This is a genomic window from Streptomyces sp. NPDC017676 (genome assembly GCF_044329325.1).
Classification (GTDB): Bacteria; Actinomycetota; Actinomycetes; order Streptomycetales; family Streptomycetaceae; genus Streptomyces.
The window spans coordinates 219,687-244,573 of sequence record NZ_JBIRJA010000017.1; the positions used below are offsets into that span (position 1 = coordinate 219,687).

At 71.4% G+C, this 24,887-nt stretch carries 20 protein-coding genes; 6 read left to right on the forward strand and 14 right to left on the reverse strand.

Features of this window, described 5'->3' with window-relative positions; genetic code table 11:
* Positions 1 to 12: 12 nt before the first annotated feature.
* A complete protein-coding gene (locus ACH4LD_RS32635) occupies positions 13 to 1,068 on the reverse strand; it encodes a BMP family ABC transporter substrate-binding protein (RefSeq protein ID WP_132786713.1) in 1,056 nt (351 codons plus the stop codon).
* Positions 1,069 to 1,368: 300 nt separating this feature from the next.
* Positions 1,369 to 2,604: an amidohydrolase gene (locus ACH4LD_RS32640; RefSeq protein ID WP_398057598.1), complete on the reverse strand. Its 1,236-nt coding sequence runs from the start codon at positions 2,602 to 2,604 to the stop codon at positions 1,369 to 1,371.
* A 232-nt stretch (positions 2,605 to 2,836) separates the two neighbouring features.
* On the opposite strand from ACH4LD_RS32640, the gene ACH4LD_RS32645 reads away from it, so the two are divergent.
* The gene (locus ACH4LD_RS32645) at positions 2,837 to 3,490 is read left to right on the forward strand and encodes a class I SAM-dependent methyltransferase (RefSeq protein WP_398057597.1); all 654 of its coding nucleotides are present in this window, start codon (positions 2,837 to 2,839) and stop codon (positions 3,488 to 3,490) included.
* A 13-nt stretch (positions 3,491 to 3,503) separates the two neighbouring features.
* Here ACH4LD_RS32645 and ACH4LD_RS32650 read toward each other — a convergent pair whose 3' ends face one another.
* The 7 genes from ACH4LD_RS32650 to ACH4LD_RS32680 all read right to left on the reverse strand — a co-directional run bounded on the left by ACH4LD_RS32650 (position 3,504) and on the right by ACH4LD_RS32680 (position 11,559).
* A complete protein-coding gene (locus tag ACH4LD_RS32650; RefSeq protein WP_398057595.1) occupies positions 3,504 to 4,082 on the reverse strand; it encodes a hypothetical protein in 579 nt (192 codons plus the stop codon).
* Between the two features lie 15 nt (positions 4,083 to 4,097).
* Positions 4,098 to 5,900: an alpha/beta hydrolase gene (locus tag ACH4LD_RS32655; RefSeq protein ID WP_398057593.1), complete on the reverse strand. Its 1,803-nt coding sequence runs from the start codon at positions 5,898 to 5,900 to the stop codon at positions 4,098 to 4,100.
* Positions 5,901 to 5,909: 9 nt separating this feature from the next.
* Positions 5,910 to 6,356 carry a hypothetical protein gene (locus ACH4LD_RS32660; RefSeq protein WP_398057591.1) on the reverse strand — a complete coding sequence of 149 codons (447 nt, stop codon included), beginning with the start codon at positions 6,354 to 6,356 and terminating at the stop codon, positions 5,910 to 5,912.
* A 147-nt stretch (positions 6,357 to 6,503) separates the two neighbouring features.
* Positions 6,504 to 7,511 (reverse strand): hypothetical protein, encoded by a 1,008-nt coding sequence (locus ACH4LD_RS32665; protein WP_398057741.1) that lies wholly within the window; start codon positions 7,509 to 7,511, stop codon positions 6,504 to 6,506.
* Positions 7,512 to 8,035: 524 nt separating this feature from the next.
* On the reverse strand, positions 8,036 to 8,974 hold the full coding sequence (locus ACH4LD_RS32670; protein ID WP_014674560.1) for an N-acetylneuraminate synthase family protein: 939 nt from the start codon (positions 8,972 to 8,974) through the stop codon (positions 8,036 to 8,038).
* A 12-nt stretch (positions 8,975 to 8,986) separates the two neighbouring features.
* A complete protein-coding gene (locus tag ACH4LD_RS32675) occupies positions 8,987 to 10,216 on the reverse strand; it encodes an N-acylneuraminate cytidylyltransferase (protein WP_103816301.1) in 1,230 nt (409 codons plus the stop codon).
* Between the two features lie 23 nt (positions 10,217 to 10,239).
* Complete coding sequence (locus tag ACH4LD_RS32680; protein ID WP_398057590.1) at positions 10,240 to 11,559, reverse strand: DUF6716 putative glycosyltransferase; 1,320 nt, start codon at positions 11,557 to 11,559, stop codon at positions 10,240 to 10,242.
* A 198-nt stretch (positions 11,560 to 11,757) separates the two neighbouring features.
* On the opposite strand from ACH4LD_RS32680, the gene ACH4LD_RS32685 reads away from it, so the two are divergent.
* Complete coding sequence (locus ACH4LD_RS32685) at positions 11,758 to 12,735, forward strand: glycosyltransferase family 2 protein (protein WP_398057589.1); 978 nt, start codon at positions 11,758 to 11,760, stop codon at positions 12,733 to 12,735.
* Positions 12,732 to 14,066 (forward strand): polysialyltransferase family glycosyltransferase, encoded by a 1,335-nt coding sequence (locus ACH4LD_RS32690; RefSeq protein ID WP_398057588.1) that lies wholly within the window; start codon positions 12,732 to 12,734, stop codon positions 14,064 to 14,066. Before ACH4LD_RS32685 ends, ACH4LD_RS32690 begins: the two co-directional genes overlap by 4 nt.
* A 48-nt stretch (positions 14,067 to 14,114) precedes the next feature.
* On the opposite strand, the gene ACH4LD_RS32695 is transcribed toward ACH4LD_RS32690, so the two are convergent.
* Together ACH4LD_RS32695 and ACH4LD_RS32700 are read right to left on the reverse strand one after the other, a co-directional pair.
* Complete coding sequence (locus ACH4LD_RS32695; RefSeq protein WP_398057587.1) at positions 14,115 to 16,430, reverse strand: glycosyltransferase; 2,316 nt, start codon at positions 16,428 to 16,430, stop codon at positions 14,115 to 14,117.
* Complete coding sequence (locus ACH4LD_RS32700) at positions 16,427 to 17,884, reverse strand: glycosyltransferase family 29 protein (protein ID WP_398057586.1); 1,458 nt, start codon at positions 17,882 to 17,884, stop codon at positions 16,427 to 16,429. The genes ACH4LD_RS32695 and ACH4LD_RS32700 overlap by 4 nt, the downstream gene beginning before the upstream one ends.
* A 220-nt stretch (positions 17,885 to 18,104) precedes the next feature.
* Here ACH4LD_RS32700 and ACH4LD_RS32705 point away from each other — a divergent pair, with 220 nt between their 5' ends.
* Positions 18,105 to 19,247 (forward strand): acyltransferase family protein, encoded by a 1,143-nt coding sequence (locus ACH4LD_RS32705; RefSeq protein ID WP_398057585.1) that lies wholly within the window; start codon positions 18,105 to 18,107, stop codon positions 19,245 to 19,247.
* On the opposite strand, the gene ACH4LD_RS32710 is transcribed toward ACH4LD_RS32705, so the two are convergent.
* Complete coding sequence (locus ACH4LD_RS32710) at positions 19,240 to 19,890, reverse strand: TetR/AcrR family transcriptional regulator C-terminal domain-containing protein (RefSeq protein WP_398057583.1); 651 nt, start codon at positions 19,888 to 19,890, stop codon at positions 19,240 to 19,242. The genes ACH4LD_RS32705 and ACH4LD_RS32710 overlap by 8 nt on opposite strands.
* Positions 19,891 to 19,961: 71 nt before the next feature.
* Between ACH4LD_RS32710 and ACH4LD_RS32715 the strand changes: the two genes are divergently transcribed.
* Positions 19,962 to 21,344 (forward strand): FAD-dependent oxidoreductase, encoded by a 1,383-nt coding sequence (locus tag ACH4LD_RS32715; protein ID WP_398057582.1) that lies wholly within the window; start codon positions 19,962 to 19,964, stop codon positions 21,342 to 21,344.
* Positions 21,345 to 21,436: 92 nt separating this feature from the next.
* Here the strand turns inward: ACH4LD_RS32715 and leuE are convergent, their stop codons facing one another.
* On the reverse strand, positions 21,437 to 22,081 hold the full coding sequence (gene leuE, locus ACH4LD_RS32720; RefSeq protein WP_398057581.1) for a leucine efflux protein LeuE: 645 nt from the start codon (positions 22,079 to 22,081) through the stop codon (positions 21,437 to 21,439).
* Between the two features lie 60 nt (positions 22,082 to 22,141).
* Positions 22,142 to 23,734, reverse strand: a complete 1,593-nt coding sequence (locus ACH4LD_RS32725) for a methylmalonyl-CoA mutase (RefSeq protein ID WP_398057579.1) — start codon at positions 23,732 to 23,734, stop codon at positions 22,142 to 22,144.
* 81 nt (positions 23,735 to 23,815) lie between these two features.
* On the opposite strand from ACH4LD_RS32725, the gene ACH4LD_RS32730 reads away from it, so the two are divergent.
* Entirely contained in the window at positions 23,816 to 24,721 is a 906-nt protein-coding gene (locus tag ACH4LD_RS32730; protein ID WP_398057577.1) for a L,D-transpeptidase family protein, read from the forward strand.
* Positions 24,722 to 24,887 lie beyond the last annotated feature (166 nt).

The window sequence follows — 24,887 nt, forward strand, 5'->3', positions numbered from 1 at the left end:
GGACCCGTCAGGTCACGGGGTGGTCTTGACCTTGATGGAGCCGTCGACGATCTTCTTCTGCGCCGCGTCCAGCTTGGCCTTGATGTCGTCGATGAAGCCACCGCTGGTGGCCAGCGAGACGCCGTCCTTGGCGAGCGAGTAGGTGTTGGTGCCGGTCAGCGGCTTGCCGTCGCGGACGGACTTGACCAGGTCGTAGACACCGACGTCGACGTTCTTGACGACCGAGGTCAGGATCGAGTTCTTGTACTTGGCCAGGCCCGGGATGCTGTACTGGTCCGAGTCCACGCCGATGGCCCAGGCGCCCTTCTTGCCGGCCACGGCCTCTATGGCGCCGTTGCCGGAGGAGCCGGCCGCCGAGTAGACGACGTCCGCGCCGTTGTCGAGCATGCCCTGCGCGGCCTCCTTGCCCTTGTCGGGGCTGGCGAAGCCGGAGGTGTCCGAGCCGTGGGACAGGTACTGCGTGTCGACCTTGATCTTCGGGTTGGTGTCCTTGACGCCCTGGACGTAACCCGCCTCGAACTTCTTGATCAGCGGGACGTCCACACCGCCGATGAAGCCGACGTGCTTGGTCTTGGTCTTCAGCGCGGCGGCGACACCGGCCAGGTAGGAGCCCTGCTCCTCGGTGAAGGTGATGCTGTCGACGTTCTTGCCGTTCACCACCGAGTCGACGATGCCGAAGGTGGTCTTCGGGTACTTCGCGGCGACCTTGGTCATGGAGGCGGCGTAGGCGTAGCCGACACCGATGACGGGGTTGTAACCCGCGTCCGCCAGGTCCGACAGGCGCTGCTCGCGGTCGGCCTCGGTGTCCGAGGTCTTCGCGGTCAGCTCCTTGATGTCGCCGCCGAACTCCTTCTTCGCCTTGTCGGCACCGCGCGCGGCGGAGTCGTTGAACGAGCGGTCGCCACGGCCGCCGACGTCGAAGGCGAGACCGACCTTGACACCCTTGCCGTCGCCCGAGGCGGGCGAGCCGGAGTCGTTGTCGGAGGAGGTGCTGCCACAGGCAGTGGCAGTCAGTGCGAGAGCTGCGGAGGCGATACACGCAGCGGAAAGCTTGGCTACCCGGCGCACGGGAAGGCTCCTTCACCTGACCTGAGCGCCTTGGCGGCGCTTGATGTGAGCACCATGTCAGTGCTTCGGCCGAGACGCCCCGGCGGCGTCGGCTTCGCGGCATCGTAACGCGCGTAGATGTCGCAAAAAACCCTCTCGCGAAGCCGTTATCGATTCGAGGCAAACACTGCCTGAACTCGGCGTCTTGGTCCTCTCACACCACTGTTGCGGACAGTGCACGATTGGCTTGCATCCGTGTTGCGCCGGAGCGGAAATCGGCCCCCGGCCGGCCCGTGAACGGGCTCACCGGGGGCCGTCCGCTCAGCTCTGCGACCCGTTGACGTCGAGGAACGCGGCGGCGGTGAACATCTCCACACCCACCGTGATCGCGTGTTCGTCGGCGTCGAAATCGCCCTGGTGCAGATCGCGCACCGTGCGCTCACCGGGCCGGCGCACCCCGAGCCGGACCATGGCGCCCGGGACGTGCTCCAGGTACCAGGAGAAGTCCTCCCCGCCGAGGCTCTGCTCGGTGCTCTCCACGGACTTCATGCCGCGCCGGGCGACCATGGCCCGGCGCAGCAGCTCGGTCGACTCCCGGTCGTTGACGACCGGCGGCACCCCGCGCACATAGGTGATCTCCGACTTGGCCCGGTGCAGGGTGGCGACCTCGTCGATCGCCGCGTGCACGATGTCGGGGGCTTCCCGCCAGGCCTCCAGGTCCAACAGACGCACGGTCCCGGACAGCTCCGCGTGCTGCGGGATCACGTTCGGGGCGTGGCCGGACTCGATACGGCCCCAGGTGAGGGCGAGACCGGCGCGGGTGTCGAGCCGGCGGGCGACCAGCGCGGGGACGTCGACGGCGACCCGGGCGGCGGCGGTGACCAGGTCGGTGGTCAGGTGGGGGCGGGCGGTGTGCCCGCCGGGGCCGTCGAGCGCGATCTCCAGCCGGTCGCAGGCGCTGGTGATCGGCCCGTGCCGGAGCCCGACCTTCCCTGCCTCCACCTTGGGGTCGCAGTGCACGGCGAGGATGCGGCCGACGCCCGTCAGCGCGCCGTCCTCGATGGCGCCCAGGGCGCCGCCGGGCAGCACCTCCTCGGCGGGCTGGAAGAGCAGCCGCACCGGGCGGGGCAGCAGGCCCTTGGCGTGCAGGTCCGCGAGGACCAGCCCGGTGCCGAGGACGACGGTCGTGTGCACGTCGTGACCGCACGCGTGCGCCCGGTCCGGCACGGTCGACCGGTACGGGCAGTCACTCTTCGTGTCCGGGATGGGCAGGGCGTCGATGTCGGCGCGCAGGGCCAGCAGGGGTACGGACGGCTGCTCACCCTCCGCGAGACCGATGTCACAGACGAGTCCCGTTCCCGTGCTCAGCACGCGGGGCTTGAGCCCGGCCTGCTCCAGCCGCTCCTTGATCGCGGCGGTCGTACGGAACTCCTGGTTGCCCAGCTCGGGGTGCATGTGCAGGTCGCGCCGGAAGGCGACGAGTTCGGCGTGCAGGGACTCGCTCAGCACGCCGGGGAGCACATCCCCCGGGAGGCCGGCCTCGGACTCTAGGGACATCAATTGCTTCACCCTCTGAAGGGTAGGACGCCCGGCCGGTCAACTACCCCACGATCAACAAAAGTTCAGTCCGTTAGGGGAAGAAAATCTGACCGGCGGACGCATGGCGGTGAACTCTGGTGGGTAAAACCTCTGTTTCCTCTTCCACGGATACCACGGTTCACGGGGGTCACGCGCGCGATGTCCACGAACCGGACCCCGCCGCGGTGCCCTCCCGGTAGGGTCCGCCGACGTGAGCGACTCGACCTCGGACTTCCTCCGGACGACCCGTACCTCCTACGACACGATCGCCGAGGACTACGGCGCCCGCTTCCCTCCCGGGGACCTCCACCCGCTGGACCGCACCCTGATCAGGACCTTCGCCGAACTGGTCACGGCGAACGGCTCCGCCCCCGTCGCCGACCTGGGCAGCGGGCCCGGGCACGTCACCGCGCTGCTGCACGAGCAGGGGGTGCCGGTGTTCGGGGTCGACCTCTCCCCCGCGATGGTGGCACTGGCCCGTGCGGCGTACCCCGCCCTGCGCTTCCACGTCGGTTCGATGACCGCACTCGATCTGCCCGACGCCACGCTGGGCGGCGTCCTCGCCCTGTACTCGACCATCCACCTGCCGGACGCGGAGCTGCCGACGGCCTGCGCGGAGTTCCACCGCACCCTGGCCCCCGGCGGCCACGCCCTGCTCGGCTTCCAGTCCGGCCCCCAGCCCGGCCGGCTCCACCTGACCGAGCGGTTCGGCCACGACATCGACCTCGACTACTACTGGCGCACACCGGACCAGGTCGCCGAGGCGCTGACGGGCGCCGGTCTGGAACTGGTGGCGACGGTGCTGCGCGAGCCGGCCGGGGAGGAGAAACGGGCACGGGGGTTCGTGCTGGCCCGCCGGGGGTGAGGCGGGGCGGGGCCTAGAAGTGCTCGACCTCCTGGCCGTCGGGGACCTGGTAGCAGCCGGAGACGACCATCAGGCTCAGCTTGGGCGGGTTCCTCTTCTTCATCTGGGTGATGTGCACCCCGGCCTTCTGCTCGTCGTTGTCGGCGAGCAGGATCAGGTTCTTGTTCTGGCTGGTGTCGGGGCCGTACTCGACGATCTTCCAGCCGTGCTTCGGGAGCCCCTCCTTGAGGTGCTCCATCGCGGCGTCGAGATCGGCCGGCGACGTGGGGTAGAAGCTCCACGGATGGAAGATCTGGAAGTACTTGTCCCTGTCCTTGCCCGGGCACTGCTGCACCCCCGGGCGACCGTCGGACGCTTTCCCCTTGACCTTGATCAGGTCGTAGATGCCGCTGGACACCGCCTCCATCGCGTCCGACGCGTCCCGCGAGGTGCTGGTGCCGGCGGAGCGGATACCGCCGGAAGTGTCGCCAGGGCTGGTGGCGGAACTGCTCTCGGAGCCGCTGACAGCGCTGTTGTCGGTCATACCGCATCCAGTCAGGGTGGTGAGTACCAGGGGTACGGCGAGCAAGAGTGCCCGCTCGGTCATCTTCATGTGGGGGGACTTCTCCTACTTCACGTGCGCCCAGTAGTCGGGCGGCGGCTTCAGCTGCACGTCGCCTCCGTGCCCGGTCACGACGTAGGCCTGGTTCTTCAGGCTGTCGGACCCCGGATTCCAGTACCCGCTGTGCCCCTGCGTGTCCGTGGTCATCTGATGGGCGCCGAACTCCGGGTCACTGGGGATGACGAACCAGTCCCCACCGTGCCCCCAGCGGCCGATGTCGGGAACGGCGTCTCCGTCGGCCTCCTCGTTCCAGACGTGGCCCTTCGGCACGTCCAGCTCGGTGGCATGGGACACCTTGACGCCCGGGCTGCCCGCCAGAACGACGTCGTCCGCGTTGAGCGTGCCCTTCTCGGCCGCGGCTCCGATCAGGGTCGTACCGTACGAATGGCCGATCACGGTGCGGTGCGGCGGTGTGTCGCCCGTGTGGGACGCCTCCAGACCGTCGAGGAATCTGGTGAACGCCGGGGCGCCGTCGTACGCGTAGTGCTCGAACGGCGCGTCCTTGACCACGTCGTCCGGTGCGTCGTAGCCGAGCCAGGTGATCGTGGAGACGGTCTTTCCGTCGGCCTCGTTGCGCGCCTCGCCCCACAGATTGACCATGCGGTCGATGTTGCCGCCGATGCCGTTCAGGTCGGACGTCGTGCCCGGAACGTACACCGCCTGGTGATCAGCCGTGTCGGGATTGCCGTTGGCGATGATCGCACGGCCGTCCCCTTCGGTGCTGAACCCCAGGAGGTAGGCCTCGGGCAGCCCGTTCGTGCCCGTAGCGTCGAAGCGCTTCTGGATGTCCTGCATGCCGTGCAGCGACTTGGTGAGGAAGTCGTACCGGTCCCCGTGCTTCCTGCTCCACTCCATCCACTCGTCGGTGTGCACCTTGGACGGATACCCGCCCGCCGTGATCCAGGCCCATTCGTTGGCCGGCGGCTTCGGGATCGAGTCGAGTTCCATCTGCTGCCGTGCCCGGGTCTCGTCGAACACGACACGGTTGGCCTCGTCGCGGACTGCCGAGGGGAGCCCGTCGAGCTTGCCCACGGCGTCCGGACGGAGGGAGAGCCAGGCCGCGCGTTCCTCGTCGCCGAGGTCCTTCCACCAGGCCGCGTTGTCCTTCGGACTGCCGTCCTTGGGCGGCTGGGGCAGGGAGTCGAGGTACTTCTTGCCTGCCTCGCTCACCCCGTCCTGGTCGGACCTGGCGTCGGACCAGTCCCGGTCGGACACCACCAGGTCGTCGTCGGCCTTCAGCGCGCGCAGCTTCGGCGCCCACTTGGCGTCCGCCTCCGTGGCCTCTCGCAGGGCGTCCCCGATCCGGTTCGCGAAGCCGATGGCCTTGCCGAAGTTCGGGTTCGGGTGCTGGTGGACGGCCTGCTGCTCGATCGCGCTGGCCGTCGGATCCGTCAGGCTGGTCGAGGGCGACACGGTGCCGCCCTCGGGCACCTTGCCGTCGGCCTCCGTGCCGCCGGCCGGGAAGGTGACCGAGCCGTCCGCGCCCACCGTGCAGCCCGCCGCCTCGGCGTCCGCCAGGGCCGCCTCCAGCTTGCGCTTGGCCGCCGCCATGTCGTACGCGAACCCGTTCAGCGCTGTACTGATCAGCGCGCACTCGGTCTGGACGTAGTGGAAGTCCTTGCCCAGCTCTTTCAGCTCACGCAGGGCCGCGTCGGCCGTCTCGCCCTTCAGCTGGTTGCGGATACCGGCGGAGATCCGGTTCTCCACAGTGTCCTTGGCGTTGCTCGCCATCTCGCTCACGGCCCGGTACCCGTCGGCCGCCTCCTCGTACTCGGAGGGCTTCAGGGCCTTCAACGTCGCGATGTCCACGACCCCTCGTCACCGGCCCTTCGTGTCGCCGCCGACGGCCTCGGTGTCGTGGTACTTGGCGCTAATCCTGTCCAGCTCGGCCTTCACGTCGGCGTCCGACAGCGCCAGGTCGTGCCCGGAGCGCTCCAGCAGTCCGCCCAGCTCACCGCAGCGGCCCTGCACGTCACCGACGTACTTCTTCCAGGAGGCGTACAGCTCCTGCTGCGCCGCCGCCGACTGCACGCCCGAGGTGTCCCCCAGCCCCGACTGCCCGTCGTCCAGCTTGCCCAGGGCCTTGCCGATATCATCCTGCAGGCCCTTGGTGTCCTCGCCGGCCTTCGTCCAGGCCTTCCTGTCCGACTTCAGATCACCGGTGCCGCTACCGCCCGGATCCGTCGGAACGTGGTTCAGCCGCATCCCCGTGGAGCCGCGGGCCGCGGCATCCGCCTTCAGTCGCTCCCACTCGTCCCACGCCATGCGTGATGTGCTCCCCGTTTCCCCGATTCCCCGGTTCCAGCGCTCTTCCACCGTCTCATGCAGGTCGCGTGCACGAGGTGAAGGAGCCTACCGAGATGTGGTGACCGGGCGCATGAGTACGCGTACTCATGCCTGCGGTGCCGGCGGTTACGCCGGGCTCACCGCCGCCAGCCGGTGGACGTCGCGCGCCGTGCCGGTCACGCCGGACAGGAAGCCCTGGGCGCGGGGGGAGGCGGTGTCGGTGAGCCAGGTCGGGTCGATGTCGCAGACCGCCACGCGGACGCCCGTGCCGGCCAGGGCCAGTGGCAGGGTGTGGACGACGGTGGAGGGGAAGCTGAGGATCGTCCGGCCGATCGGGCCGCGGCGGGCGATCAGCTCCAGTGGGAGGTCCGGGCGGACTATCTCCAGGCCCGTCTCGACGGCCAGACGGTGCAGTTTCTCGGCGCTCTCGCGGCGGTGGGCGAAGTAGCGGGTGGCGCCGTGGGCCTTGGCCAGGTTCCGGACGGCCTCCAGATAGCGGTCACCGTCCACGACCCCCGTCTCCACCAGGGAGGTGCCGACCAGGTCGGCGCTCTGGGTGATGCGCGGGGGGCCGAAGCGGGCGCGGGTCCAGGCGAAGTCGTTGGCGGTGACGGTCACGCCGTCCGGGATCTCGGTCACCGGCATGGAGGAGAACACCTCGACGCGCCGGCGGTCGCTCGGGGTGAGGCGGCGCCGGGCGGAGGAGGAGACCGGCGCGAAGAGCAGGTCGCGGGCGCCGGGCCGGCCGCCCTTGCGGTGCCAGCGGACCAGGCGCTCACCGCGGGCCAGCTGGGCGACGAACTCCATCGTCGCCGTGCCGTCGTCCACGACCACGAGCTCGCGGGCGCGGGTGATGGTCAGCAGCAGCTGTACGTAGCGGGAGAAGGGGTCTCCCATGACGATCCGGTCGGCCCGGCGCAGGGAGCCGGCCAGGCCGCCGATGGTGTGGAAGGGCGCGGTCGTGCCGCCCCGCGCCTCCTCCCAGCGCACCCGGTACCCCTCGTCGCGGGCGAGGTCCGCCATGCGGCGCAGCTGGCCCCGGGTCATGGGGTCGGTCGGGGACAGCACGACGACGGTGAGCTCCGCACCGCCCGCCACCGTTCCGGCACCACCCGCCACCGCCCCGGCCGCCACCGCCCCGGCAGGCAACCGCCGCCCCTGTGCGGGCACGGCGGACACCGGGCCGGCGTGCGCGGCATCGACGCCGGCGTGGTCGGCCTGCGCGGGACCGGGACCGACGTGTGCCGGCCCGGGCTGCGTGGGCAGCGCCGGCGTCGGCACGGAGCCCGTGGCCGGCCCCGCGCCGCCAGAGTCGAACCGCACACCCGATCCCCCGCCACCAGGGCCGAGCGGCGCACCCGAGCCCGCACCGCCAGGGCCGCCCGGCACACCGGACTCCCCCCGGCCGGGGCCGAACGGTGCGCCCGGATCCGCCCGGCCGGAGCCGAACGGCGCACCCGGATCCGCCCGGCCGGGGCCGGACGGCGTGGCCGGGCCGGAAGCGGCGGGGTCGTGCAGGCCGTGCAGGTGGGCCCACTCCAGTACGTTCAGCAGCTGTACCGGGCTCTCCACGAAGGCGAGCGTGCGGGCGGGGTGGCCGGCCTGGCCGGCGCGGGGGCTCATCGGCGTGCGACCGTCCCGTCGTAAGTGACCTGGATTCACACCGAGACCGGCTCGCCCGCCGCCGCGGCGATCTCCGCCTCGGCGACGACGCCGGTGACGCGGCGCAGCTTCTTCATCGGGCCCAGCTCGGAGTCGTAGACCTTCTTGACGCCGTCGCCGAGGGAGGCCTCGATGGTGCGGATGTCACGGACGAGGCGCTGGAGGCCCTGCGGCTCGACCGAGGCGGCCTGGTCGGAGCCCCACATCGCGCGGTCCAGGGTGATGTGGCGCTCGACGAACGTGGCGCCCAGCGCGACCGCGGCCAGCGTGGTCTGCAGGCCCGTCTCGTGGCCGGAGTAGCCGATCGGGACGTTCGGGTACTCCTTCTCCAGCGTGTTGATCACGCGGAGGTTCAGCTCCTCGGCCTTGGCCGGGTAGGTGGAGGTGGCGTGGCAGAGGAGGATGTTGTCCGAGCCCAGGACCTCCACGGCGTGGCGGATCTGGCGCGGGGTGGACATGCCCGTCGAGAGGATGACGGAGCGGCCCGTGGCGCGCAGGGCGCGCAGCAGCTCGTCGTCCGTCAGGGAGGCGGAGGCCACCTTGTGGGCGGGGACGTCGAACTTCTCCAGGAAGGCGACGGCCTCGGTGTCCCACGGGGAGGCGAACCAGTCGATCCCCTTCTCCTTGCAGTACTCGTCGATCTGGCGGTACTCGTCCTCACCGAACTCCACCCGGTGGCGGTAGTCGATGTAGGTCATCCGGCCCCAGGGGGTGTCGCGCTCGATGTCCCACTGGTCGCGGGGGGTGCAGATCTCGGGGGTGCGCTTCTGGAACTTCACGGCGTCGCAGCCGGCCTCGGCGGCGACGTCGATCAGCTTGAAGGCGTTCTCCAGCTCACCGTTGTGGTTGATGCCGATCTCGCCGCAGATGTAGACGGGCTTGCCGGGGCCGACCTCGCGCGAACCGAAAGTGCGCAGACGGGAGTTGGTGCTCATCAGGGGGTGTCCTTACTTGGGGAGGGAATCGAGAGAGGGGCCGAGGATCCAGCTGGCGATCTCTCGGATCGCGCCGTCACCGCCGGGAACGGTGGTGACCGCGCGTGCGGCGCCGCGTACGACGTCGTGAGCGCTCGCGACCGCCACGGGCCAGCCCACGAGGGCGAAGCACGGCAGGTCGTTGACGTCGTTGCCGACGTAGAGCACGCGCTCCGGCGCGATGCCCTGCTCCTCGCACCACTGCTTCAGCGCGAGGTCTTTCCGGTCGATGCCGTGCAGCACGGGGATCCGCAGCTTGCGTGCGCGGGCGGCGACGACCGGGTTCTGTTCCGTGGACAGGATCAGCAGCTTCAGGCCGCTCCTGCGGAGGGCCGCGATGCCGAGGCCGTCGCCGCGGTGCACGGCGACGAACTCCCGTCCGTCGGAGTCGATCAGCACCCGGTCGTCGGTCTGGGTGCCGTCGAAGTCGAGTACGACCGCGTCCACGTCGTCGGCGGTCGGCAGCGAACCGGGGCGGTCCGCGTCGAAGAGGGGCGCGAGGGCGCGGGCGCGGGCCAGGTCGTGCGGGTCGTCGATCTCCAGCACCCGGGCCGGGTCGGTGCGGACCAGCTCGGTGTGGCCGAAGAAGCGGTGGCGGTGCTCGCGGAAGCCGGCCGCGTCCATCGCGTAGGCGGCGCCGGTCTCCAGGAAGTCCTGGGGGCGGTCCTGGCGGCGCGGGCGGTAGGACTTGTCGTGGTTGACGCCGCGGCCGCCCTCGGTGGGCTCGTCGGCCTCGCGCCAGACGAAGCCGTGGAAGGGGGCCACGGTGACGGCGGTGTCGGCGCCGTTCTCGGCGACCGCGGCGGCGACCCCGTCGACGTCCTCACGGACCAGGAACGGGCTGGTGCACTGCACGAGCAGGACCACGTCGACGGGGGAGCCGTGCAGCGTCTCGTGGGTGTCCATGGCGTGCAGGACGGCGGCCTCGGAGGTGGCGGTGTCCCCGGCGATGGCGGCGGGCCGCAGCACGACCTCGGCGCCGGCCTCGCGGGCGGCGGCGGCGATGGCCTGGTCGTCGGTGGAGACGACGACGTCGGTCACCAGCCGGCTCGCCCGGCACTCGCGCACCGCGCGGGCCACCAGCGGGACACCGCCCACCGGGGCGAGGTTCTTCGCGGGCACGCCCTTGGAGCCGCCGCGCGCGGGGATCACCGCGAGCACCCGGCGGATCGAAGCGCCTGGGCCCGCTGCCGAGTTGGACATGGGGTCTACTCCTTGGGGTGAGGTCACAGCTCGCCCATCCGCCGGATCACGGGGGCGACCCGCTGGACGCCGTGCCGGTAGGCGCCGCGCGCGGCCCGGCGCACGATCTGCCGGACGGGGCCGGGCGCCTTGTCGGCGGCGGGCGCTCCGGGCAGCGGTACGCCGTCGGGGCCGAGGTGGTGGCGGGCGAGGATGCCGGGCAGGTAGCCGGGCGCGGTCTCGGGGGTGTAGTAGGGCGTGAGGGGCGGCAGCCCGCCCGGCCGGTCCAGCAGCTTGGCGATGCGCTCACGGGCGCCGTCGAACGCGGTGGCGTACGAGCCGTCGGCCGCGACGCCCTGCCGGGCCACCCACTCCCCGTCCGGCACCGGCCGGTGCCCGGCGTCGAGCTGGTCCCAGGAGGCGAGGCAGCCGGAGCCGGTGAAGTGGTGGTTGCCGAGCACCTCACGGACCCCGAGGTCGGTGAGGACGGCCGTCGGGATGCGGCGGTGCAGGGCCTCCAGGGCGGCCGTGGAGCTGACCGTGACCAGCAGGTCGGTGCGGTCCAGCACCTCGCCCATGTGCCCGTACACCAGGCGGAAGTTGGCCGGCAGGTCCTGGCCCTGGGCCAGCTTCTGGTACGGCAGCTCCTCGATGTGGGTGGTGTGCTCGCCGGGCTTGGAGCGCAGCTTGAGCAGCACCTCCCGCTCGGGGTGCTTCCGGGCGTGCTCGATGAGGCGGTTCAGCAGGTAGGTACGGTCCCGGCGGTTGTCCGGCACGGACGGCTGGGCCGCGAACACCACGGTGTACGGGTCGTGTTCACCGGCGTACGGCTCACCGCCGAGGAAGGGCAGCGCCACCTCGGTGACCGAGGACGCGTCGGCGCCCACGCCCTCGTACACGGCCCGGAACCGGTCCGCGTCGTGACGGGAGTTGGCGAGGACGAGGTCCGCGCCGTGCCGCAGCAGCAGCCCGTCGGTGAGCTTCTCGTAGACGACGCCGACATAGCCGGTGACGACGACGGGCCGCTTCCCGGAGCCCCAGGCGGCGCGCAGTCCGTGCAGCATCGCCTGCACACCGCCGCCGACCAGGGCGAGCACGAGGACGTCGTACCGGTTGTCGGGGTCCTCGCTCATCGCGCGCAGGAACTCGGCACCGGTGACCTCGCGCAGGGAGTCGGCCCGGACGCCGACTTCCTTCAGCTGGCGGGCGGTGGGGGTGGCGCGTCCCCGCAGGAGGTAGCCGTCGAGCCGGACCTCGGCAGCCGTGGGAGTGAGGCGCTGCGCGGTGAGCGCGCCCCACTTCCACCGGGTGTCGGAGTCCGCGAGGACGGCGACCCGCGGGGACTTCTTCGCACTTGCTGGCACGTCGAAGACGCTAGGAAGCGATTCCGAGGTTCCGCCCAACCCGAATGCAACAAACGGTTAACAGCACATCGCCGAATGGCGAATCGGGACGCCTTCCGCGCCGGGAACAGCCTGGTTCACAGCTTCGCCACGTGCCGTTCACCCGGCATCAAGCAGGCCGTCAAGACGAATGACGGGCCGCGCCCTAACGTCCCTGACGTGGTCAAGCTCTCCGTCATCGTGCCGTTCTACAACGTGCAGCAATACGCGCCAGACACGCTCAGGAGTCTGAAGTCGAATGCGCGTGAGGACTTCGAATTCATTCTCGTCGACGACTGCTCGCGCGACGGGACACCTGAGATTCTCGCGCGTGCGGAGCGCGAGCTGCCGGGCGCGGTCCTGGTCCGGCACGAGCAGAACGGGGGGCTGGCGACCGCGCGCAACACCGGGATCGACCGGGCGCGCGGCGAGTACCTGACCTTCCTGGACGGCGACGACTGGCTCGCCCCCGGCTACTACCCCAGGCTGCTCGCCGCCATCGAGGAGCTGGGCTGCGACTTCCTGCGCACCGACCATGTGCAGTGCACCGCCCGGGCGCGCAGTGTGCACCGGGTGCCGGTGGGCCGGCGGAACACGGTGCTCAGTCCGCGGGAGTCGATCCTGCCCGCCGACCGGTCCACCTCGGTGGACTACGCGTACGCGTGGGCGGGTGTCTACCACCGCCGGCTGCTGGACAAGGGGCTGCTGCACTTCACCGACGGGCTGCGCACGGCCGAGGACCGGCCGTGGATCTGGAAGCTGCACCGGGAGGCGGAGTCCTTCGCGGTGGTGAACCTGCTGGGGGTGTTCTACCGGCGCGGGGTCGCCTCGTCGCTCACGCAGATCGGCGATGTGCGGCAGCTGGACTTCATCCGCGCGTTCGACCAGGTCATCGCGGAGACGGCGGCGGACCGGGAAGCCGGCGTCCTGCTGCCGAAGGCCGTCCGCACCTATTGCGCGATCATCTCCCATCATCTGGGATCCATCGAAAGGTTCGAGCCGGCGGTGGCGAAGCAACTGAAATCCCTGAGCGCCGCCGCCCTGCGGCGCATGCCGCAGGACGTGCTGGACGAGGCGCTGGACTCCATGGACCTCCAGCGCGCCTCCCGGCTGCGCCGGCTGCGCCGCCGTCCCGCCCCCGCGGGAGCCGCCGCGTGACCACCCAGATCTTCCAGGCGTCGACGCTGTACGGCACGGCCACGCTCGCCGCCGCCCTGGACTCCGGCTGCTTCCGCCCGGCCGACCGGCGGATACTGGTGGTCTGCAACAACGCGGCCACGCCCGAGACCTCACCGGCGCTGGACGCGATGCCGGGCTTCGAGCGGCTGCGGGACCGGTTCGACGACGTGGTGTCGTACAACGAGGCGATCTTCCCGTTCCACCCGGGCGGCTGGGCGCCGCGCGGCGAGGATCTGCCGCTGTGGGAGAGGTACGTGCGCCACGAGTGGCAGCTCGGCACCGACGACGTCGAGCTGGCCGTCGAGTCGATCCAGGTCAACCCGTCACTGGCGCTCGCGCAGATCTTCACCGGCGCTCCGGTCACCGTCTACGCCGACGGTCTGATGAGTTACGGCCCCACCCGCAACAAGATCGACCCGCTGGTCGGCACCCGCGTGGACCGGGTCCTCCACCTGGACCTGGTGCCGGGTCTGAAGCCGCTGCTGCTGACCGAGTTCGGGGTGCCCGGCGAGGTCCTGCCGACGGCCGCCTTCACCAAGGTCCTCGCCGGACTGGCGCCACTCGGCGATGAGCTGCCGGACGTCCAGGAGCCCGCGCTGCTGCTCGGCCAGTACCTGTCGGCGCTGGACATCCTCACCGCCGAGCAGGAGGAGAACCTGCACGTGCGGATGCTGAAGGGCGCGGCCGCGCTCGGCCACTCCACGGTGGTGTTCAAGCCGCACCCGTCGGCCCCGGCCCGCTTCACCCGCTCCCTGGAGCAGGAGGCGGAACGGCTGAAGGTGGAGCTGACCGTGCTGGACACCCCGGTGCTCGCGGAGGTGCTGTACCAGCGGATGCGTCCCGCGCTGGTCGTCGGCTGCTTCTCCACGGCCCTGCTCACCGCGTCCGCGCTGTACGGCCTCCCGGTCGCCCGGGTCGGCACCGATCTGCTGCTTGAGCGGCTGACGCCGTACGAGAACAGCAACCGCGTCCCGGTCACCATCGTGGACGCGCTGCTGCCCGAGCTGACCGACAAGGCGGCCGTCGGCGAGCAGCGACGGGGCATGGACGTGGGGACGCTGGGCGCCCTGGTGCGTGCGGTGGGCTTCGCGATGCAGCCGAAGATCCTGCCGAGCCTCCGCGCGGAGACCGAGGGCTGGCTGGCGAAGAACCTGGACGAGCGGACCCTGCGCTACTTCAAGCGCAAGCGGCTGACCTCGCTGGCCCTGCCGGGCGGGGTGCCGTCCCAGCTGTCGTTCCTCCCGCGCAACGCGACGGTCCGCCGGGTGGCGCGCAAGGCCCGCGGTCTGCGCAAGGCCGTACGGCGCTGAGCGGCCCCCGCGGCGGGGCGGGCCCGGGAACCGGGCCCGCCCCGTCTGTTACCGGCGGAGGATGCCGCGGATCCGGGCCGCGTTCTCCTCGGTGACCTTCCACAGCAGCTCCTGCCGGTCGTGCACGTCGGCGACGGTCCGGCTGTGGTGGTCGAGGATGTGCAGGGCCCGCTCGGTGAGGACCGCGCCCAGGTTCCGCTCGTGCACCGACACGCCCCACTCGGGGCGCTCGATGTCGCTCAGGAAGTACGCCATCTTCGGGTGCGAGATCAGGCTGACGATGGGCGTGCCGACCCCGAAGGGGATCATGCCGGCGTGCCCGCGCATGCCGATGACCAGCCGGGTCTTGGCGTACGTCTCGCGGATCCCGTCGTTGTCGAAGTCGTACATCGGGATGACCGGCAGCGAGATGCCGTGCTCGCGGCGCAGGTCGAAGGCGATCCGCTCGTCGTCCAGGGAGTGGGCGACGCACCGCACCTCGGTGTGGGCGCCGATCGCGCGGACGGCCTTCGCGATCTCGGCGAGGAAGTGGCCGTAGTCGTGGCCGAAGCGCAGGCCCGCGCGGTCGTAGGCCGCGTTGAGCAGGACGGTGTCCTCGCGGTGCGACGGGTCGGTCCAGCCGGGCAGCAGCTGCCGCATGACCGTGGTCGGGCAGGGCTGGAAGACCACCTTGTCGTGCAGGTCGGCCGGGAGCAGCGAGCGGACCTTGGCGATGGAGCCGTGGTTGCGCAGGCCGAAGAACGCGGACTTCTCCACCAGCAGCCGGAGGCTCTCGTTGAAGCGCCGGGCCCGGTAGGACTGTCCGTCGAAGGCGTTGAAACCGACCGCGAACACCATGATCGGCACGTCGATGGCGTCGAGGTGCGCGTCGGGCACGTTCCACTGCCAGGCGCTGTTGCCGTTGGGCATGGTGTCCGGGATGAACAGCCCGCCGCCGCCGATGACCAGGCCGCGCCGGGCGTTGACCCGTTCCAGGGCGGCCTGGTCGAACAGCCGGTGGGCGTGGACGGAGTGCCAGCGGCGGGAGGTGGTGTCGGCGCCGAACGCGAGCCGGACGCTCTCGGGCAGCAGCTTGTCGCCGGCGTTGCCCTGCCGGTCCATGTAGAAGGCGACGTGCGCGAGCTGGTCCTCGGCGGCGCCCTGCTCCTGGGCGGGCACGGCGGCGGCGCGCTGCGCCCACAGCCGGCTGGAGCGGTGGGTGGGGTCGACGGTGAGGCCGGCGGTGGCGTACCGCAGCGCCTCGGTGTTGTCGCCGTGCACCCAGGCGATCTGGGCGAGGCGGGCGTAGGCGGTGGCGGCCCGGTTGGGGGCGGCGGTGGCCAGGAGGAGCTGGGTCTTCGCCTCCTCGTAGCGGGAGACGCTCATCAGGGCGTGCCCGAGGACCTCGTGCGGCCAGGCCGCGTCCAGCGGGATGCGGACGCCGCTGAGGATGTCGACGGCGTCCTGGTACTCGCCGGCCGCGATGTGCGCGGCGGCGACCTTCCGGGCGGCCTCGACGTCTCCCGTGCGCCGCACGTGCGGGGTGCCGTAGTGCACCAGCAGGTCGTGGTGGAGGCCGCCCCTGGCGACGCAGGCGGCCTGGAACTCGGCGTCGCCCAGGTCGAACTCGCGCCAGCGCTCCTCGGCCTGCGCGTACCCGGCCTCGCCGCCCTGCCAGGGCTTGTGCCGCCCGGTGAAGTGCAGGATCGCGGTGTCGTCCGGAACGGGCAGGTCGCCGGAGAGGCGCCGCTTGACGAAGTTGTAGCGGGCGTCGAGGCGCACGAAGTCGCCGTCCAGGACGGCGTTGAGGATGCCCTGGTCGTGCTTGTCGAGTTCGTAGGCGCCGCTGCGCCCGACCTGGTCGAGCTTGGCGCAGAACGCGTCGGTCAGGTACTCGCGCTGGATCACCAGCAGCCCGGAGTTGAGCTTGTGCTGCCCGTAGAAGAACTGCGGTACGGCGGCCAGTCCCTCGCGCAGCTTCAGCAGTTCGCTCAGGTCACCGAGGACGACCATGTCGGTGTCCAGGGTGATGACGGTGTCGTAGTCGCGGATCCTGAAGACGTCGAGGATGAAGTACGCCTTGCGGACCAGGTAGTTGTCCTGGTCGCCCTTGGCGTAGGAGTCGTAGTGGCCGGCGTCGACCCGGCGCAGCACGATCCGGGGGTGCAGGGCGCGGATGCGGGCGATCGAGGAGGGCTTCAGATCGTCGTGGAGGACGATGAAGTCCTCGCAGACGCCCGGGTTGGACAGGGCGAGGCTGCGCAGCAGGACGAGGAAGCCGGGCAGGTAGTTCTCGTCGACGAAGCTCGCGAAGGCGATGCGGCGCTTGCCGGTGAGCGCCTGCGCGGAGGTGTCCGGTACGACCGGGCTGACGGTGGTGGTCATCGCAGGGAGATCCTCATGTCGGTGACGCTCTGGGCCCGGTCCATGACCCATGCCTTCTCGCTGGTGTATTCGTGCACGGAGGTGATGGCGAGTTTCATCGCCTCGGGCACCCGGTAGGCACCGGACTCGTAGAAGTCGAACCCGATCAGATCGAGCCGGGGGCTGACGTCGAGGAAGTCCAGCAGCCAGAGCATGTTGAAGCCGGTGGTCGGGATGGACGACCAGGCGTCGGCGCCGAGGCGGCCGATGTTGCGGACGGGCCAGCGCAGCGACTCGTCGCCGAGGTACTGCTGGGCGCCGGGCACCAGGCGGTTGCGCAGGCTGTGCTTCCAGTCGCCGGAGACCCCGCCGAAGACGAGCCGGGTGGTCACCGGCTTGTCCCAGTTGAAGGCGTGCTTGTGGATGGTGGTGTGGATGTCGGTACGGCTGCCGGTGTGCTTCGGGTCGATCCGGTACGAGTTGAAGCGGACGACGAGGTCGTAGTCGTCGATCTCGGCGCCCATCCCGCTTTCGCCGACGCGGCCGGAGTTGGCGATCAGGCAGATCGACTTGCCGGCGATCTGGTTGCGGAACTCGCCGAGGCCGATCCAGCGGACCCCGCCGATCGTGGGGTCGGCGACGGGCCCGCGCATCCGGAAGCGGCGCTGCTCGGCGTAGAGGGCGATGACCTCGGCGAGGTCGCCGCCGGGGATGCCGGTGCGCAGGTCCAGGTACTGGCTGAGGAGTTCCTGCCGGTCGGCGACCGGGGCCTGATCGGCGGCGAGCGCGAGCAGCGCGCCGACCAGCCGGGGTTCGGCCGCCGCCCAGTCGCCGGCGGCGTGCAGGGCGAGGCCCTCGGCCCAGACGTCGGTGGCGGGCCCGGCGGCGAAGTCGGTGGCGCGCGGGCACTGGCGGCGCAGCAGGTCGAGCAGTTCACGTTCGCGTTCGGCGGCCTGGCGCAGCCCGGTGACGCGGGCGGCGACACCGAATCCGTCCTCGGTGGTCAGTTCCAGGTAGCGCTCGTAGGCGGCGACGGCCTCCTGCTCCTCGCCGAGCGCCTCCAGGACGCGGGCGCGCAGCCGCCAGCCGGCGCGGGAGTTCTTGCGGTGGGCGAGGACGGTGTCGCCGATCCGCAGGGCGAGGTGCAGTTCGTCGTCGTAACCGCACTCCAGGGCCTTGTTGCCGACGGCCAGCAGGGCGTCCAGCAGTTCGCCGGTGATCCCGCTCGACGGGGCGGCGGCGCCCTTCACGGCCCGCTTGAGCAGGGCGGTCGCCCCGCCGGGCGGGGCGGGTGCGGGGGCGGTGACGCCGGTGGTGCTGACGACGACGAGGACCTTGCGCAGTTGCTCGGCCAGTTCCGTGCGGCGGCGGTCGAGGCTGCCGACGAGTTTGCCGCTGTGCACGGCGCAGGCGCGCAGGCAGTCGTCGAGCTCCCCTCCACGCACGGGTGCCCGCCGGGCTTGGACCCTTGTCATAGCTCTCCTGTTTTTGACCGAAACGTGGGGGGGATGGAGAAACTAGGAAGGCAAAACGACTGGCGGGTGAACGAACTTGGTCCGGCAAGAGAATCGTTGGCTTGTCAACCAAGTCGTTCCTGTGATTCGCCCAGCGCTGATGAAACGATTGCCCTTGGGGTCAGATCTTCACCAGAAAGACAAAGACGATTAACGCCAGTCGGGTTGGGTGCCGAGAACCATGCCTGTTTCCTCCCCCGTCCTCGCCGCCGTGCCCGCGCCTCCGACCCGCGGAACGGCCCATGAACGCCAGAGCCGTCTGCACGCCTTGGACGGACTGCGGCTGCTGGCCGCGCTGATGGTCTGCCTCTACCACTACGCCGGACGCGGCGGCCCGGTCTCCGCGTCCTGGCACCAGAGCCCGGCCCATGTCTTCCCGACCCTGTCCCAGATGGCCACCTACGGTTGTCTGGGGGTGCAGTTCTTCTTCGTCATCAGCGGCTTCGTGATCTGCATGAGCAGTTGGGGCCGCACCCTCGGCGACTTCTTCCGCTCCCGGGTCGCCCGCCTCTACCCCGCCTACTGGGTCGCGCTGGTGCTGGTCACCGCCGCGGCCGTGGTGCTGCCCGTGGTCGTCCACCCGGTCCGGCCGGACGAGTTCCTGGTCAACCTGACGATGCTGCAGCAGCCGATGGGTGCCACCCGCGTCCTCGGCGTCTGCTGGACGCTCTGGGTGGAGGTCCGCTTCTACGCCCTGTTCGCCCTGTTCGTCGTCCTTCGGGGTGTCACCTACCGCCGGGTGGTGCTCTTCTGCTCCGTGTGGACGCTGGCGGCGGTGGTGTGCCGCACCTCCGGCAACGCGCTCACCGACCAGTTGGTCATGCCCGAGTACGCCCCCTTCTTCGTCGGCGGCCTGGCCCTGTACCTGATCCATCGCTTCGGTAGCGACCTGCTGCTGTGGGGCATCGTCGCGGTGTCCTGGCTGCTGGGGCAGAGCACCGCCACCCAGAGCCTGTGGCACGCCGGCGCGCAGGGCGACTTCCACCGCAGCCCGTACGTCATCATCGCCGTCGTCACCCTCGCCTTCGCCGCCGTGGCCGCGGTGGCGGTGGGCTGGACCCGGTGGGCCTCCTGGCGCTGGCTGGTCACGGCCGGCGCGCTGACGTACCCGTTCTACCTGGTCCACGAGCACCTGGGCTGGTTCGTCATCCGGGTGCTGCACCGGGGACTCGGGCTGTCGCCGTGGCCGACGCTCGCCGTGACCGTGCTGGGCATGCTGGCGCTGGCGTGGCTGATCCACCGGTTCGTGGAGAAGCCGTTCGGCCCCCGGCTGAAGCGGGCGCTGAAGAAGGCCCGTACGCCCGCGACGACCGCCCTCAGCTGATCCCGTACCGCGCCCCGATGCCGGCGACTACCAGCGCCAGCCCCTCCTCGAACTGCCGGTCGTAGTCGTCGAAGAGCAGCTTCCCCGCCTCGGCCGCGAGCGGGAAACCGGCCATGCGCCGGGCGCGTTCCTCGATGTCGTACCCCTCCCGGCGCTCCCCCGGGAGGGGCCGCACGCCCTGCTCCTCGGTGACGAAGCCGAGGGTGTACGCGTGCACCGTCCGGCCCGCGTCGACCGCCTGCGCGAGGCTGAGGCCGGCTTCCGTCAGCACCCGCAGGTTCGCCTCCAGCTCCCGGGCGTGCTCGGTGCCGGTGAAACGGGAGCCGCTGAACACCTTGGCCCCGTCGCGGTAACCGAGCAGCGCGGCCCGCAGCCCGCGCTGGGTCTTCAGCAGCCGCTCCCGCCAGGTGTCGGCGGGATCGAGGACGGCCCCGGCCGCCATCCGCCGGTACATCTCCGTCGCCATCTCGTCCAGCAGCGCCTGCTTGTCCTTGAAGTGCCAGTACAGGGCGGGCGCCTTGACGTCCAGCTCCCGGGCGATGGCGCGCAGGGTCAGCCCGTCCAGACCGACCTCGTTCAGCAGCCGCAGCGCGGCGTCGGCGACTCGTGCGCGGTCCAGGGGTGCGCGCTTCTCGGAACTCACGCTTGACAGCTTAACAACGTTAAGGGCACGCTCGTCGACGACGCCACTTAACGATGTTAAGGAGATGTGTGATGGATGTACTGATCGTGGGCGCGGGCCCGACGGGCTTGACGCTGGCCCTCGACCTCGCCCGGCGCGGGGTGGACGCGCTGGTGGTGGAGCGGGCGGAGGCGCTCTTCCCCGGCTCGCGCGGCAAGGGGATCCAGCCCCGCACCCAGGAGGTCTTCGCCGACCTGGGCGTCCTGGACGCGATCCGGGCGGCCGGCGGCCCCTACCCGCCCCGGCTGATCTGGAAGGACGGCGAGCGGCTCGGCGGACAGCCGATGTTCGAGCAGATCCCGGCGGACGAGGGCACGCCGTACACCGATCCGCTGATGGTCGCGCAGTGGCGGACGCAGGAGGTGCTGTACACCCGGCTGACCGAACGGTACGGGGGAGGCCGGGTCGTCTTCGGCCGGGAGGTGACCGGTCTGGCACAGGACGCCGAGGGCGTGACGGTGTCGTGCGCCGACGGTACGACCCTCCGCGCGGCCTACGTGGTGGCGGCGGACGGCGGTCGCTCGGCAATCCGGCGCGCACTGGGCGTGGGCATGACCGGGGAGACGGTCGATCCGGCGCCGTTTCTGGTGGCGGACGTACGGGTGCGGGGCCTGGACCGGGACCACTGGCACACGTTCCCGGGGACCGGCGGCAGCGGCGTCGCCCTCTGCCCGCTCGCCGGCACGGACTACTTCCAACTCCAGGCACGCCTGCCGGAGGCGGACGAGGTCGACCTGTCCCTGGACGGCGTGCGCGAGCTGGTCGCCACCCGCACGCACCTGGACGCCGACGCCGTCACGGAGCTGCGCTGGGCCTCCGGCTTCCGCCCGCGCGCCGCCCTGGCGGACCGGTTCCGGGCGGGCCGGGTCTTCCTCGCCGGCGACGCGGCCCACATCCACTCCCCGGCGGGCGGCCAGGGCCTGAACACCAGCGTCCAGGACGCCTACAACCTCGGCTGGAAGCTGGGCGCGGTGCTCCGGGGCGGAGCTCCCGAAGCCCTGCTGGACACCTACGAGGAGGAGCGCCGCGTGAACGCCGCCGCCATGCTGGACCTGACGACGGGGGTCCACCGGGGAGAGGTCGAGCGGGGCCGGGCGACGGTACAACTCGGCCTGGGCTACCGGGAGTCGTCACTCAGCGTGGACACGCGCGGGAGGACGGAGGGCCTCCGCGCGGGCGACCGCGCCCCGGACGGCACGGTGGCAGGCGTCCGCCTCTTCGACGCGTTCCGGGGCCCCCACTGGACACTGCTGGGAGCGACGATGGCGGGGGTGCGCTCGCTCCCCACGGCCCCGCGGTCATACGGCGAGGGCGTCTTCCTGATCCGCCCGGACGGCTATGTGGGCTGGGCGGGAGAGACGACGGAGGGCCTGGGGGACTACGCGAAGAAGACAGGAGCCTTCACAACGCCATAGGCGAAACCCCCTGGGGGCGCGGGGACTGCGCGACCAGCTCCCACGCACCCGCGCCCGAGAACATGCCCCTCTCCGGCGATTCCAGCGAGCGGTCAGGCGAGCGAGAGCTTCACCGCGAAGCCCAGGAACAGCACCCCGGCCGCCGAAGTGGCCGTCGCGGACAGCCCCTTGCGCCGCCGGAACGCCGCGGCCAGCCGTGTGCCGCTGAATATCAGGGCGCTGAGGTACAGGAAACTGGCCAGCTGGGCGAGGGCGCCGAGGACGACGAAGGACAGGGCCGGATAGGCGTAGCCCGGGTCGACGAACTGCACGAAGAAGGCGACGAAGAAGAGGATCGCCTTGGGGTTGAAGAGGCTGACGACGAGGGCGCGGCGGAAGGGCCGCTCGTCGGTGCCCTGGGCGGGCGCGGCCTCCTCGACGGCCCGCTCCCGCCGGGTCCGCCACATCTGCCGGGCGGCCCGCAGCATGCCGATCGCCAGCCAGCTCAGGTATCCGGCACCGGCGTACTTGACGATCCCGAACAGCAGCGCGTTCCCCTGGAGCAGCGAGGCGACCCCGGCGGCGGACAGCGTCATCAGCACGGTGTCCCCGCACCACACACCGGCGGCGGCCGTGTAACCGGCCCGCACACCGCGGCGGGCGGCCACGGACAGGACGTAGAGGGAGTTGGGGCCGGGCAGCAGCACGATCAGGATCAGGCCCGCGAGATAGGTGGGGAGGTCGATGACGCCGAACATGGAGGGAGTGTCGCACGCGGGTACGACATTCGGCCCTCCCCGTCCAAGAGCGCCCGGGCCTCAGAAGGTGTCACTCGGTACGTGGCTCCCCCAGACCTCGCGGAGCGCCCCGCAGACCTCCCCCACCGTCGCCCGCGCCCGCAGCGCCTCCTTCATCGGGTACAGGACGTTGTCCTCGCCCTCCGCCGCCTTCCGCAGCGCGTCCAGTGCCGCGGTCACCGCGGCCCGGTCGCGTCCGGCCCGCAGCCGGGCCAGCCGCTCGGCCTGGCGCGCCTCGATCGCCGGGTCCACCCGCAACGGCTCGTACGGTTCCTCCTCGTCCAGCCGGAACCGGTTGACCCCGACCACCACCCGGTCGCCGGAGTCGGTCTCCTGCGCGATGCGGTACGCGTTCTTCTCGATCTCGGCCTTCTGGAAGCCCCGCTCGATCGCGGCGACGGCCCCGCCCAGGTCCTCCACCCTGCGCATCAGGTCGACGGCCGCCTCCTCCACGTCGTCCGTCATCCGCTCGACCGCGTAGGAACCCGCGAACGGGTCCACCGTCGCCGGGACGTCCGTCTCGTGCGCCAGCACCTGCTGCGTCCGCAGGGCCAGCCGCGCGCTCTTGTCCGTCGGCAGCGCGATGGCCTCGTCGAAGGAGTTGGTGTGCAGGGACTGCGTGCCGCCGAGGACCGCCGCCAGGGCCTGGACGGCGACCCGGACCAGGTTCACCTCCGGCTGCTGGGCCGTCAGCTGGACCCCCGCCGTCTGGGTGTGGAAGCGCAGCATCAGCGACTTGGAGTCGCGCGCGCCGAACTCCTCCCTCATCACCCGCGCCCAGATCCTCCGCGCCGCGCGGAACTTGGCGACCTCCTCCAGCAGCGTCGTACGGGCCACGAAGAAGAACGACAGGCGCGGGGCGAAGTCGTCCACGTCCATGCCCGCCGCCACCGCCGTACGGACGTACTCGATGCCGTCGGCGAGGGTGAACGCGATCTCCTGCACCGGGGACGCGCCCGCCTCGGCCATGTGGTAGCCGGAGATCGAGATCGTGTTCCACTTCGGGATCTCGGTGGTGCAGTACCGGAAGATGTCCGCGGTCAGCCGCAGGGACGGCTTCGGCGGGAAGATGTACGTGCCCCGGGCGATGTACTCCTTCAGGACGTCGTTCTGGATCGTCCCCGTCAGCCGGTCCGCGGCCACCCCCTGTTCCTCCGCCACGAGCTGGTACAGGAGCAGGAGCAGCGCGGCGGGCGCGTTGATCGTCATGGACGTCGAGACCTGGTCCAGCGGGATGCCGTCGAAGAGCACCCGCATGTCCTCGACGGAGTCGATCGCCACGCCCACCTTGCCGACCTCGCCGTGCGCGAGGGGCGCGTCCGAGTCGTGGCCCATCTGGGTGGGCAGGTCGAAGGCGACGGACAGGCCGGTGGTGCCGTGGGCGATGAGCTGCCGGTAGCGGGCGTTGGACTCCGCCGCCGTGCCGAAGCCCGCGTACTGGCGCATGGTCCAGGGCCGGCCGGTGTACATGGTCGGGTAGACCCCGCGGGTGAACGGGTACGCGCCCGGTTCGCCCAGTTGCCGGGCCGGGTCCCAGCCGGTCAGGTCGGCCGGCCCGTAGACCGGCTCGATGGGCAGGCCCGACTCCGACTGACGTGCCGACTGCTGTGCCATCGCTGCCTCCGTGCGGTGGAACGGGTACTCCTCACCATGCCCCGTAGTTCGGCGGCGGTCACGCGGGGAAGCATCCCGGGCATGAGGATCCCGGGGAGATCTGCCGCTCTGCTCGCCTCGGCCGCCGCACTCGCCGCGCTCTGCGGGTGCACCGTGCAGCCGGCGGGCGCCGATGGGAAACAAGGCCCGCCGGTGCACGTGGAGCTGCCGGGCAGCCCAGGTCCCGGCACCGCCCGGAACAGTCCGGGGCCCGGCACCGCCCGGACGGCGCCGGCCACCCCGCCGACGACCAGACCGACGGCCACGCCGGCCGCCACGCCGAGCGTCACACCGTCCGTTCCCGCCGTGCCCGCGCCGCGGGTGCTGTGGTCGCGCGGGGACGACGGGCCGGCCGTGCGGGAACTCCAGGCGCGGCTGCGCCAGGTGGCCTGGCTGGCCGTGGGGCCGACCGGGTCGTACGACGGCCCGACCGAGCAGGCCGTCAAGGGCTTCCAGGGCAGGCGCGGACTGCCCCGGACCGGCGCGACGGACGCCGTCACCTGGCAGCGGCTGGTGGCGATGACCCGTCCGCCGGGCAGGGGGGAGCTGTACCCGAGGGCCGCTCGGCCGGCCGCCGCAGCGGACCCGCGCTGTCTGACCGGGCGGGTGCTGTGCATCAGCAAGACCAGCCGGACCCTGCGCTGGATGGTCGACGGACGGACCCTGTCGACGATGGCGGTGCGGTTCGGCGCGCAGTACACCCCGACCCGCGAAGGGGTGTTCACCGTCTACTGGAAGTCACGGCACCATGTGTCGACCCTCTACCACTCGCCGATGCCGTACGCGATGTTCTTCAGCGGTGGCCAGGCGGTCCACTACTCCTACGACTTCGCGGCGCGCGGCTACGCGGGCGGTTCCCACGGGTGCGTCAACGTCCGGGACGAGACGGCGATCGCCCGGCTCTTCGCGCAGGTGAGGATCGGCGACAAGGTCGTCGTGTCCCGGTGAGACGCCCTGCCGGGGGCTGTTCGATTCCGGGTGCGTTGCGGGGCGGGGGGGGGGGCGGGGGGGGCGGGGGGGGGCCCCCCCCCCCCCCCCCCCCCCCGGCCGCGCCCCCCCCCCCCCCCCCGCCCGCCCCCGCCCCGCCACCGCGCCAGACAAAAAATAATAGCAC